Here is a 12,478-nt window from a genome sequence, read left to right as displayed (position 1 = left end):
CGGTATGACCTTCCCTATGTCCGCATATCTATATAGATATACCATACGAATGGAGGTTATTTGCTTGTCTGAGGATACAATGAAAATAGGCAATGCTACCGATTCTCAAAGAATAGGAAATATGGCCAACACGCTCAAAAAAGGCACAAAGGGAAATATGGCGAACTCACCGAATATGGCGCAGTTGGGCGCCATGGCGAACTCGCCAAACATGGCACAGATGGGCGGCATGGCGAACCCGCCAAACATGGGGCAGATGGTCGGCATGGCGCAATCGCCTAACATGGCGCAGATGGGCGGCATGGCGAACCCGCCAAACATGGGGCAGATGGGCGGCATGGCACACTCGCCAAACATGGGGCAGATGGGCGGCATGGCGCAATCGCCTAACATGGCGCAGATGGGCGCCATGGCGCAATCGCCTAACATGGCGCAGATGGGCGGCATGGCACACTCGCCAAACATGGCTCAGATGGGCGGCATGGCGCAATCGCCAAATATGGCACAGATGGGCGGCATGGCGCAATCGCCAAACATGGCACAGATGGGCGGCATGGCGCAATCGCCTAACATGGCGCAGATGGGCGGCATGGCGCAATCGCCAAACATGGCACAGATGGGCGGCATGGCAAACTCGCCAAACATGGCACAGATGGGCGGCATGGCACACTCCGCCCCTATCGTGTATCAAGCTGATCCGAAGCACACTGAAATGGTAATGGAGGTTCGGGAGCATGTTATGGCCATGTGCGGTGGCCATATGCACAAGCATGTACGCGTTCGAACCGTCGATGGACACGTCTATGAAGGCATGATCATGCACATTGACCATTGTATATTGTATTTACAGTGCACGATGCGTGATCCACGCGCTTTTTTCAACCCTTATAATGCCGTACTGCCACTTGTGCTATATGAGCTGCTTGTCATTACCTTACTTCATTAAAACGGAATGGCCGCTGGCCAAGTTAACAATGCTTCGTTCACTGCAAGCCGTCGCCAAGTGCCTGTACTCCTTTGACAACATCGGTCTATGGCTGCGATAGCCGTCATAAACATGGAAAGAATGAACTGTCAATGAGAAGAGGTGAGCACGCTTGTGATTGAAAGAACAAATCGGCTTCAAATAGAGCTACCGCCTTCTCCCTATGCGGATGCTAATGCAGCCGCCGCCGTTCAAGAGCTGCTCGGCGGAAAATATGGCGAGATGTCGACTTTGAACAACTATATGTACCAATCCTTCAACTTCCGTGAAAAGCAGAAGCTCAAGCCGTTCTATGACCTTGTGTCAAGTATAACGGCTGAGGAATTCGGTCATGTAGAGCTTGTTTCAACAGCGATAAATATGGTACTTACAGGTACAACAACTCCGGGCGACCCCAATTCGACACCACTGAGGGAAGGTGTAAATAAACGTAACAGTTACTTTTTTATAGCGACAGCACAAACTTCGATACCTGGGGATTCCATGGGAAGAGCATGGACCGGCGATAGTGTGTTCAGCAGCGGTAATCTCGTGCTTGATCTTCTGCATAACTTCTTCTTAGAATGCGGTGCAAGAACGCACAAAATGCGTGTATATGAAATGACAGACCATCCGACAGCTCGGGCAATGATCGGCTATTTGCTTGTGCGGGGCGGTGTCCACATACTTGCCTATGCGAAGGCATTAGAAATTGCGACAGGCGTCGATGTGAAAAAGCTTATTCCGATTCCAAACCTTAGCAACAACCAATTTGAAACGGCTCGCAAATATGAAGCGATGGGCATTGGCAACAAGCTTTATACATTTAGTCCTAACGATTATAAGGATATTGTCCTCATATGGAATGGACAAAATCCGTTAACCGGCGCTCCGCTTGAAGTGATACAAGGCTCACCACAAGGGGCACCCATGCCAGACTTAAGTGCATTGCCGGAGGAGTTTGCGCCCGGCATTTCTCAAGAAGACTTCATTGAAATCGCAAGACGCCTGCAAAAGAACGCAGGTCTATAGCTCTACAAAAAATGATGAAGACCTCCTTAACCGTTCAGTAAGCGGCTTGGAGGTCTTCCTATTCATCTATTCTTACAGCACATGGTATACTAGCTGCATCTGACTGAACGAAGGTGACTAGTATGCAATTTCTAGCTATGCTTACCATGCTTATCGACCATATCGGCCTTGTATGGTTTCCAGACGACAGCACTTGGAGAATAATCGGAAGGCTTGCACTTCCCTTCTACGCGTATGCTTTAGTGCTTGGATATTCCCGTACTCGAAATATGAATCGATACCTGATGCGAGTCGGATGCATTGCCATCCTATCTCAACTGCCTTATCAATTTGCCATTCAACGGTTAGAAGTTAATACGGTAGGCACCTTATTCATTTGCCTGCTGCTTCTAAGCCTTCTAGATAAATGGAACGGCAAGCCCGCCATTCAAATCTTTGCAGTTCTTATTACTGCTATTTTCCTTGAGTCTATACCTATTAGCTATGGCGCATATGCCTTACTGCTTGTTCTTATTTATCGTTATATGGCTGCTCAGTGGATGCTCATTTCACATTTTTCCCTCAACTTTGTAAATCTATTGTTGAATGGCGGTTTTCTGCAGATCGCAAGCTTGTTCTCCACGCTGCTTATTGTGTATGTGCCTGACTTTATGGGAAAAGTGGATCGAATACGTATTCCTCGTATCGTCTGGCGCAGCTTTTATCCGCTTCATCTTGCCTTTATAGCTATCATATATGCCTTAACAACCAACAAAAGCGGCGGGTTTTTGTTTCTTGATAAATAAGAGCTGGGCAGCCAGCGCTATGTTCCTTCTCTTGCAACAGCCTCCTCACAATTTGCAGTTCTGTGGGCTGAACCTACAGCCCCCACTACCCCACTCTGCTACTTTTTTCTTCCCCAACACCTACTGATGTTTTTGATATAAATCTGCTTCATACATCCTTTAATGCGATTAATTCATGTAATCAGAAGAAAACTTACTGCTCTTAACTATTAGGAAAGTGTGAGTAAAATAAACATTATCCTCATGGCAGTTTCATAAGACGCTAAAAGGTTTAAGTTAAAATGAATAAAAACAATCGGAGGTGCTTAGGAAATGATGAAAATCATTACCTTCAAAAGTCGATCCGTCCCTGTCTATTATCCTATCGAACAAGTTACATCTGTAGAACTGCTTCAGCATAAATTGTTCGAGATGGAAATGGATTTTGACTTTAGAAAAAAGTGGAGACGAATTAAATCAGTTGAAATGGTTCGCGATGTAGCCATTTTCCAATATAGTGATGGTACAAAACTCTACTTGGAAGTCAGCTAGAACAAATCGCAAATTCATGACAGAAGCCGCCCAGCGCGGCACTGCTAACGATATCGTGAGATAGAAACAATTTAAGGGTCTGTCCCCTAAGGAGATTAATCACCTTAATGGACAGACCCTTTGCTCAAAAAAATGAATACTTTATTTAAAAGTGTTACGTACAATTGCAGGATGAGTTATCGCCGTATCATGGACAGATCGAGCACATCCGGCTCCGTCAGCTTGCCTAGCAGGAAGCCCTGCACATAGTCACAACCCCATGCCTTCAGCAAGTCGTATTGCTCCTCTTGCTCCACGCCTTCCGCGATGGCTTCAAGCCCCAGATCATGGGCAAGCTTAATCGTGCCCTCAACAATGATGCGCTCCATACTTAGGTTATCAATCATTTTGACTAAAGTCTTATCTATCTTTAAGCTGCTTATCGGTAGTTGGTTTAGGTTAGTAAGGGAATAATTTCCTGTTCCAAAATCAGCGAGAGAGATGCACACGCCTGCCGCGCGCAGCCAGTTAAGCGTAGTAATATACATTTCTGAAACGCCCAGCATCCTACTTCCCGCTACTACAACTTCAAGGGATGAAGCTGTCAGTCCATACTCGCCTAATATATGAAGCACATTCTGGGAAAAAGCTTGATCCCGCAGCTGTATAGGGGATACGATAACCGACATAATTAAATTGTTCAAGCCATATTGATTCATACCTGCAAACGTTTTGCACGCTTCTCGCAAAACCCATTCTCCGATTGGCATGATCAGGCCAATGTCCTCGGCTATAGGTATAAACTCTGTCGGTGTAATCGAACCCAGCTCGGGGTGATTCCAGCGCATAAGAACTTCAAAGCCTCTTAATTTGCCATCTGACATCCGATAGGTCGGTTGATAATTCAAATGAAATTGGCGCATATATAATGCCGGTCGGAGCGCCGCCGCTATATCGGATCGACGATTTAGACGCAGTGCGTCAGCTGCATGATAGAAGAGCGCTCGATTGCCACCTTGCTCCTTCGCCAGATAGAGTGCAGTCTCTGCGTGGCAAATCAGCTGTTCACTCGTCTGCCCATCCTTTGGAAACGATGACGCACCAATGCTGGCTGTAAGATAGAGCTCACTGCCAGCGTTATCAAAAGGTCTATCGACCGTATTTTTCAACATCTCAACAGCTAACCAATCCTGATTCGATTCATTACCGAGAGGCATCGTTACTAGAAATTTATTATCACCTAATCTACTCACAGAAGACCCTAAAGTTTCTATCTCTGAAAGGCGTGTCTCTATTATACGAAGTACCTGGTTACCATAGCTCATACCTTTTAATTCATTTATGCGATAAAAATGATCTAAGTCGACCAAAGCAACAACCATCGACTTTCTCTCAGCCCCCGCTTTATGAATAGCATGATCCAAATATTCAAATACTTCCTTGCGCCCGGCAAAACCGGCTAGCGCATCCATTTCTTGATTCACCATCCTGACTCTGTAATCTAAAGTCTAATATTCCCATATAAGTATTAGGAAACTTAAAGATGATATTTAGAAGAATGTTAGATATCTTAACAATAGGAGCAGTTATTATACTTTCGAACAAAAAAAGAACCGTTCCGAATGATCGAAACAGTTCCCTAAAATGAAATTCTCTTATCTTAAGTCTGACTAGCACTGGGGAGTTGAGCCGTATATTTGTATCCAAAACCCCAAACGGTCCGGATTAACCGTGGCTCCTTCGGGTTCTGTTCTATTTTCTTACGAAGATTCACGATATGTACGTCGATGGCGCGATCCGTCACAAACGAATCAAAACCTCGGATAGCATTTATTAGCTCTTCCCTGCTGAATACCTTCCCTGGGTAAGCGAGGAATAGCTTCATTAACTCATACTCCGAGAAGGTCGTCTCGACAAACTGACCGCGTACAAGCAATAAGCGTCTCTCAAAGTCAAGCTGAATAGGTTCGGACTCATCCTTCTCTTCAAGCGTCGCAGCTATTTCTTGAGACATCTCCGCTTGCATCGTACTTGAACGTCGAATGAGGGCCTCTACCCTTGCTGTCATTTCATGCATGCTGAAAGGTTTGCACATATAGTCATCTGCTCCCGCTTTCAATGCTTGCACACGTTCAGATACTTCGCTCTTCATCGATAAAATCATAATAGGCAGGTTTGAACGCTTTCGTATGAGCGCACAAACCTCCATACCATCCAAATCAGGAAGCATCAGATCCAGCAGCACGATATCCGGCGCAAAATCCACAACGAGCTTCAGTCCTTCATCCGCCCTATAAGCTTGCATGACGGAGTAACCCTCTTCTGATAAATACATAGACAGCATGTTGCTCATCATGACATCATCTTCAATAACTAGAACCTTATACATTAGCGTCACCCTTTATCAGGATTGAAGAAGCTGTCGAAAAATTGTGTATCTCTACTATACAATACCTATTAGCAAGGAACAATCAGTTGTTAGAAAATTGTTAGGAAAATTTGTAGAACGCTGTATCTACTCCTTGAAGGCCTTCCAGCAGCTTCTTCATTTCCTTCTCCAATTGATTAATAGATGCTTGGAGCTCAAGCGGATCCAGCTGTTCTTGCCTTATCCTTAGATCGACATCGGATGCGGCATTCGCTAGAGCATCAGCTGATAAGTAGCCCGCTGCACCCCTTAATGTATGAACCATGCGCTTAACGGTTATCATCTCGCCAAGCTTCACCAGCATTCGCAATTGGTCGATAAATGTCTCATTATCCTGTCTAAATTGCATCATCATATGAATCAGAATCGGCAGCTTGCCGTTAACTCGAGCAATTGCCCGATGCACATCCATACCTGCTATTGACGGCAGCATAATCATATTGTTTTCGACTGGGCGTTTACGATCTTCAGTTGTTGAAATGCTAGACTCACTCGTTACATCCGCCGCAAGCAACCCAGCCTTCTTTAGCCAGTACAAAATAACGCCATGCAGACGTTCCGCATCGATTGGCTTGGTTACAACATCATTCATACCTAGCTTTAAATACTGCTCATGATCATGCCGAAGCACGTTTGCTGTCACCGCGATAATGGGAATGTTATCGAATTGAGACTGACTGCGAATGATTTGAACCGCTTCCGATCCGTCCATAATAGGCATATGAATATCCATTAATATTAGATCCCATTGCTCATACACCAGCTTATCAAGAACCTCTTGGCCATTCTCAGCTAGGCCGACCTCATAGCCGAATCCCTTCAAAATTTCAATCGCGACCAGCTGATTGATTTTGTTATCCTCCGCTAATAAAACGCGAGTATGGATGTTATTATCACGCGTTTCCACTACAGGCTCGGCAACACTATCTTGCCAGCTTTCTTCCAAGGTCGTTTGTTCAAATGCGCCACTTAAAGCTCTGATCATACCGTTTCTCATCACCGGTTTTATTAATAAGCTTAGCGGCCGCTGTTCGACCGGGAGCTGCAGCATCTCATCACGGCCGTAAGAGGTTGTCATTGCTATCGTCTTAACGCCTGCCGCTTTAGCCTCTCTGTGAAAATCCAACCAGGTTTCCGTTCCATACATATCTGGCATTTCCATATCCAGCAAAATAAGCTTTGGAATAGCGCCCGCCCCAATTCGGCGAAGACGCTCTTGTGCTATTTTCCAAGAATCGAAGGTCAATGGAGTCAGCCCGTATGATTCAATAATCGCGCTCCAATGCGCCCTCATATCTTCATCGTCTTCTACAATCCAGACCGGCTGCTCCCTTAGATCCTGTCGAACCTGCAAACTCTGCTCCCGCTCACCTTCTGCCACTTCAAAATCCAGCATAAAATAAAACTGACTGCCTACCTTCGCTATACTATCCACCATAAGCTTGCCGCCCATGATTTCGACAAGAGCTTTGGAAATAACAAGCCCAAGACCTGTTCCTCCAAATTTCCGAGTTGTTGAACCATCTGCTTGCGTAAATGGCATGAATAGCTTATCCACTTGATCCTGTGTCATCCCAATACCCGTATCCGAAATGATGAAGCCAATCATAACCTTATTGCCCTGCTCCTTAGTAACATCAAGCTTCAATCTCACAATGCCTCTATTCGTAAACTTAATAGCGTTCATGCACAAGTTGACCAACACCTGCTCGAGACGCATCGCATCACCAATAATGGTCTGAGGCAAATGCTCAGGCGTATCAATCATAAACTCAAATTGCTCCTTGCCGCCCATAAATACACTTAATTGATCCGTAATGCGGTGCAGCAGATCATCCAGCTGGAATGGCAGACGCTCCGCGTCGACTTTGCCGGCTTCGATCTTGGAGAAATCCAGAACATCATTAATAATGCGCAGCAGCGACTCGGAGGACGTGTTCATTTTGTCCATATAATCCTTCTGCGACGCTGATAATCCTGTTTTGCGCATAAGCTGCGTCAATCCAATAATTCCGTTGAGCGGTGTTCTTATCTCATGGCTCATCCGCGCAAGGAAGCTGCTCTTGGCCCGATTGGCCTCCTCCGCTTCCAATGTCGCGCGGACTAGCTCTTCCTGCACCATTTTCTGCTCCGTAACATCACGTGCTATACAAGAGAAGAACAGCTCTCCTGTGCGTTCATTCTGATGGGCAACGACGACCATCGAGACATGCAGCGGCTCGCCATTGCTTTTCATCAACTGTGTGTCGCTCTCCCAAAAACCGTGCTCTCTTGCCATATCCGCGCCTTTCACAAGCTCGGCGTACATTTGGGGCTGCATATATTGCTCGACCGTATGATGAGTATCTTCAATGCATAACATCTCTCTGCCAGCACGATTCACGTAGATAACCCTGCCGCGGGCATCCACAGAAGCGATTAAATCTTTGGCCGACTCTACAATATCAAGCAATCGGTTACGCGCCTTCTCAACATGCTTTCGGTCCGATATATCAAGAACCATACCCACAACTCCTGAAAATCGGCCATTTCGGTCACGCAAGCCGTTCGAGCTGTGCAGTGTTGGAATCCGGGTGCCATTCTTATGTATAAATGTCCACTCTCGTTCATATGAAAAGTTCTCGAGACGAAGCTCCTTAAATACCTCAATGCCAGGCTGCACTGTCCGTCCAAGCCTAAGCGACAGCTGCTCAGCCTCTTCACGAATCTCATCCAAATCCATGAACAGCAAAGGTGTAGCATGGCCCGCCAATTCCTCCGTTTTATATCCAAGCAGCTCTTCCGCTGTTTTGTTTAAATAAGTAATTTTGTATTGATCATCCAATACAATGAATGCATATTGATTCTGATTAATAATAGCTTCAAGCCGATCGAACATCTCCTGTAAATGCAGCATCATCCCGTTCACAGAATGAGCTAGCTGTCCGATTTCATCATTCGGCTCAACTGCTAGATGTTCTGCTTCAAATCGGCCATCAGCAGCCTGCTCCGTCACTCCTAAAATGCGCTTTAGCCTCTTAATAATGCTCTCGAAATACAAGTAGAAGAAAATAACGATAATTACCTCTGCAAGTGCAATCGACGAAAATATGCGCCAAAAAATAGGGGCGAGCTTTTCTTCTACTTTAGACATCGGCTCCTGCAGCGCGAATCGCCAAGGCGTACCTTTTACTTTGGTATGAAAAACAGCGTATACCTTATTCCCTATCTTTAGTTTAGTTATTCCTTCCAAGGTCTTCACCATATTCTGAGCAACTGGAAGTAAATTGGAGTCCTCATCGAACAATGAAGTGTTAGCCTTCACTTTAGGATCGGCTGAGTAAAGAATTTTTCCGGTCTCATTATAAAAGCTCATAGGTCCCTCTTCATCCGCAGATTGTAAATAGGACTGAAGAGTAGAAAAGAGAATAGATGCGTAAACAAGCCCTTTCACTTCAGATGTTTCCTCATAGACGGGAACCACAATATAGGATTGAGGCGTATTGGCAAACACGGGCTTATAAGGATCGGTTATAATGACTTGGCCTTGAATGGCCTGTCCAAAGAACGGTTCTTTGGACATATCCCTTTGCCCGCCATCTGTTCTTATGCCCATACCTTCCAAATTAATATATCCAATGGAGTAATATGCAAAACCGCTGCGAATAAGCTCCTTGCCAAAATAATCTAAACGCTGCTTATCCGTTCCAAAGCGCACCTCTTCCGTTCGGCTCATAACTAGAACCTCGGCTTTGCGAATCGCCATCTCCGAAGCCAATATATTTGCGCGAATACTTTGCTTGCTGCTTTTTTTCTCGATCTCCGCTTGAAGCATCGATTGCTTTACTGCCGTATAGTTGCCCACTCCGGCAATAAGTAACGGAATCAAAGAAATTAGAACCATTAACATCAAACCTTTTGTCCTAAGCGACATCTTGTTCAAGCAGCTTTCCCCTTCCGCCCCATGTTGTTCACATATGTAGTATATTGAGATTATTATACCTTTTTCTTACTGCATGGAGAAGAAAAACGCTAGAGCAGCCACTATGAAGCGGACATTACTCTAGCGTTCGATTAAACTATTCAGCTGACAAAATGGATTCTATTCGCGCAAGCTCTTCGGCGTCAAAATCCAGACGGTTTAACGTTGCCACATTATCATCAATTTGTTCCACTCTGCTTGCTCCTATTAATGCGGTTGTTACTTTACCTCCACGCAGTACCCAAGCAAGCGCCATTTGGGCTAGTGATTGTCCGCGCTCCTGAGCCAGCTCATTAAGCTGCTTCACTTTCGTCAGCTTGCTGTCTGTAAGTTGATCGGTCTTCAAAAATACACTCGGGCCTGCTGCTCGTGAGTCAGAAGGCACACCATTCAAATAACGATTCGTGAGCAACCCGCCGGCAAGCGGAGAAAATACGATCGAACCGATCCCTTCTTCCTCTAATACATCCTGAAGTCCATCCTCGATCCAACGGTTAAACATCGAATAAGAAGGCTGATGAATAAGGCACGGAGTACCGAGATCCTTCAAAATTGCTGAAGCGCGAGCAGTCTGCTCCGCGCTATAGTTGGAAATACCGACATAAAGCGCTTTGCCTTGTCGAACAATATGATCGAGCGCTGCCATCGTTTCCTCCAGCGGCGTCTCTGGGTCTGGGCGGTGCGAATAGAAAATATCTACATAATCCAATTTCATACGTTTCAAGCTTTGATCCAAGCTGGAAACCAGATATTTTCTAGAACCCCAATCGCCGTAGGGACCATCCCACATCATATAGCCGGCTTTCGTCGAAATAATCATTTCATCGCGATAAGCGGCGAAGTCTTGCTTCAAAATTTGACCGAATGTCTCCTCCGCTGAGCCAGGGGGCGGTCCATAGTTGTTTGCTAGGTCAAAATGGGTGATTCCGAGATCAAAAGCGCGACGAACCATAGCTCGCCCATTCTCATGGCGGTCAACGCCGCCGAAATTATGCCATAAGCCTAGTGAAATAGTCGGCAGCTTCAAACCGCTCCGTCCAACGCGATTATACTTCATACCTTCATATCTATTGTTAGATGCAGAATATATCAATGTGATCTTCCTCCAATTAAGTATTTGATGTCCTCGTAACCTTATGTCTCAAGTTCAAATGCGGACTGTTGCGTACAGTCTCTTCGAAAAAATCCACCTGCTCGCTAACTAGTTTGATCCAAGCCTGTACGCAAAGAGGGTCAAAATGCTTTCCGCTTTCCTTCACGATAATCTCCATAGCCGCAGCATGTGACATAGCTTGTCGATAGGATCGCGACGAGGTGAGCGCATCATATACGTCAGCGACCGCGGTTACGCGCGCTAGAAGCGGTATTTGCTCTCCAGCCAATTGATCCGGATATCCGCTGCCATCCCACTTCTCATGATGTGAGCGTATAATGGACAGCTCCTCCGGCATAAAGCCTAATCTTTTGCATAATTCATGCCCTGAGACCGGATGTCCCTCAATTACTTTGCGTTCCTCCAACGTCAGCTTCCCCGGCTTGTTTAATATTTCATCCGGAATACGCAGCTTGCCAACATCATGCACAAGCCCTCCTTGCGCAATAGCGCGCAATTCATTAGCAGACAGGCTGAGCTCCTCGCCCAGCTTCAAAGCATAAAGGGCAACTCGGTAATTGTGGCCAGCCGTATAGGAATCCCGAGCTTCCGTGGTCATAATCAGCTCTCTAACACTGGCAGACATATGTCTATTAATCCAGTCGCGCGGGTTAGCTCGGAACAAGAGCTTAACCGATGAGTTGATTGAACCCGAGCTGACATATTGTTTGATTATGCCTGCTGCCATAATGATGACAGATGCAAGCAGCAAGTAATGATAAAGCCACCAGCTAATCATCCAAGATTTCCCGGTTACAATAATGATCTGAGCTAAGATCATCCAACCTGAGCTGTACACAACTGCAAGCTGCAATGGAAACCTTGATGACAGATAGGTTTTCAAATAGCGGTACATCGTCGACAAATTCATTCCTACAATAAAGAAAGTCGTAATCAGCATGATTGGCTTTTCCTTAAAATGAATGTAGGTTGTCAGATTTGGATATGACCATAATATCATACTGCAAACTAGGAGAAACAATACCCAGACGGGAAGCAGCATACGCTGCCACTTAGCCAGCCATTTCATAAGCGAATGATCTACGGAAATGGATGAAAGCCACAACCATATAACCGCCAGCAAAACACTCAGTTGAGCCGCACTGCCGGATATTCCGGAATGGTGCATAAGAAAACCGGGAGTCGATAAACCATGAAGAACGAATAAGGTTGCGAGCGATACATAGGACAAGGATAGAAAGCTAATTTTTATATTACGCAGCTGAATGCCAACAATGCCCACTGCAATCGAGAGAGCGAGTGCTAGTACAGAAACTAAACTAACGATATAAAAATGCTCATTGGGCGCTTTAAACATTTTATCCAATGCTGTCGACCGCAGTAGAATATAAGCTAACAATGGCATAACCATGGCTAAAGCTAACCCGATATAAATTCCCGCATTCTTCCGCAAAGCTGATTCCTCCTGCGTACATTTGTAATTGATGGAGTGCATATTCCGCTTACTAGCGGAATGAATAATTAATTGCTATAATGTGGAAGCTGGCCGTTTGTTTTTGTAGTTGCTACGAATTTTGCAGGATAATGTTGGATTATCTGTTTTAACCATCATATCACCTCTTTCGATTCCTATAAACACCAAATTAATCGTTCTGAAGGTTGAATAAAAACCAGGAATAGGCTC

At 45.4% G+C, this 12,478-nt stretch carries 9 protein-coding genes; 4 read left to right on the top strand and 5 right to left on the bottom strand.

All coding sequences use genetic code 11. The features are described 5' to 3' along the window. The first annotated feature begins 64 nt into the window (after positions 1–64). The 4 genes from AC0YN7_RS26595 to AC0YN7_RS26580 all read left to right on the top strand — a co-directional run bounded on the left by AC0YN7_RS26595 (position 65) and on the right by AC0YN7_RS26580 (position 3,312). Positions 65–946, top strand: coding sequence for a hypothetical protein (locus tag AC0YN7_RS26595; RefSeq protein WP_475813042.1), 882 nt, complete (start codon positions 65–67; stop codon positions 944–946). Positions 947–1,099: 153 nt separating this feature from the next. After that, complete coding sequence (locus AC0YN7_RS26590; protein WP_475813041.1) at positions 1,100–1,996, top strand: manganese catalase family protein; 897 nt, start codon at positions 1,100–1,102, stop codon at positions 1,994–1,996. Between the two features lie 122 nt (positions 1,997–2,118). Next, positions 2,119–2,781: a TraX family protein gene (locus tag AC0YN7_RS26585; RefSeq protein WP_475813040.1), complete on the top strand. Its 663-nt coding sequence runs from the start codon at positions 2,119–2,121 to the stop codon at positions 2,779–2,781. 312 nt (positions 2,782–3,093) lie between these two features. Then, positions 3,094–3,312 (top strand): hypothetical protein, encoded by a 219-nt coding sequence (locus tag AC0YN7_RS26580; RefSeq protein WP_475813039.1) that lies wholly within the window; start codon positions 3,094–3,096, stop codon positions 3,310–3,312. Positions 3,313–3,488: 176 nt separating this feature from the next. Here AC0YN7_RS26580 and AC0YN7_RS26575 read toward each other — a convergent pair whose 3' ends face one another. From AC0YN7_RS26575 to AC0YN7_RS26555, 5 genes are all read right to left on the bottom strand, one after another. Beyond that, positions 3,489–4,763: a putative bifunctional diguanylate cyclase/phosphodiesterase gene (locus AC0YN7_RS26575; protein ID WP_475813038.1), complete on the bottom strand. Its 1,275-nt coding sequence runs from the start codon at positions 4,761–4,763 to the stop codon at positions 3,489–3,491. Positions 4,764–4,951: 188 nt separating this feature from the next. Continuing rightward, on the bottom strand, positions 4,952–5,680 hold the full coding sequence (locus tag AC0YN7_RS26570; protein WP_475813037.1) for a response regulator transcription factor: 729 nt from the start codon (positions 5,678–5,680) through the stop codon (positions 4,952–4,954). A gap of 100 nt (positions 5,681–5,780) precedes the next feature. After that, positions 5,781–9,632, bottom strand: a complete 3,852-nt coding sequence (locus AC0YN7_RS26565; protein ID WP_475813059.1) for a response regulator — start codon at positions 9,630–9,632, stop codon at positions 5,781–5,783. A 145-nt stretch (positions 9,633–9,777) separates the two neighbouring features. Further along, positions 9,778–10,773, bottom strand: coding sequence for an L-glyceraldehyde 3-phosphate reductase (mgrA, locus tag AC0YN7_RS26560; RefSeq protein WP_475813036.1), 996 nt, complete (start codon positions 10,771–10,773; stop codon positions 9,778–9,780). 16 nt (positions 10,774–10,789) lie between these two features. Then, the gene (locus AC0YN7_RS26555; RefSeq protein WP_475813035.1) at positions 10,790–12,247 is read right to left on the bottom strand and encodes an HD-GYP domain-containing protein; all 1,458 of its coding nucleotides are present in this window, start codon (positions 12,245–12,247) and stop codon (positions 10,790–10,792) included. Positions 12,248–12,478: the final 231 nt, after the last annotated feature.

This window comes from Paenibacillus sp. J31R122 (assembly GCF_056269185.1).
The sequence above is the reverse complement of the archived record's forward strand: the minus strand, read 5'-3'. Positions and strand labels throughout refer to the sequence as shown.

Coding starts and splice junctions, on each gene's coding strand:
- AC0YN7_RS26585 (WP_475813040.1), top strand. CDS start 2,119: ATGCAATTTCTAGCTATGCTTACCATGCTTATCGACCATATCGGCCTT.
- AC0YN7_RS26580 (WP_475813039.1), top strand. CDS start 3,094: ATGATGAAAATCATTACCTTCAAAAGTCGATCCGTCCCTGTCTATTAT.
- AC0YN7_RS26575 (WP_475813038.1), bottom strand. CDS start 4,763: ATGGATGCGCTAGCCGGTTTTGCCGGGCGCAAGGAAGTATTTGAATAT.
- AC0YN7_RS26570 (WP_475813037.1), bottom strand. CDS start 5,680: ATGTATAAGGTTCTAGTTATTGAAGATGATGTCATGATGAGCAACATG.
- AC0YN7_RS26565 (WP_475813059.1), bottom strand. CDS start 9,632: ATGTCGCTTAGGACAAAAGGTTTGATGTTAATGGTTCTAATTTCTTTG.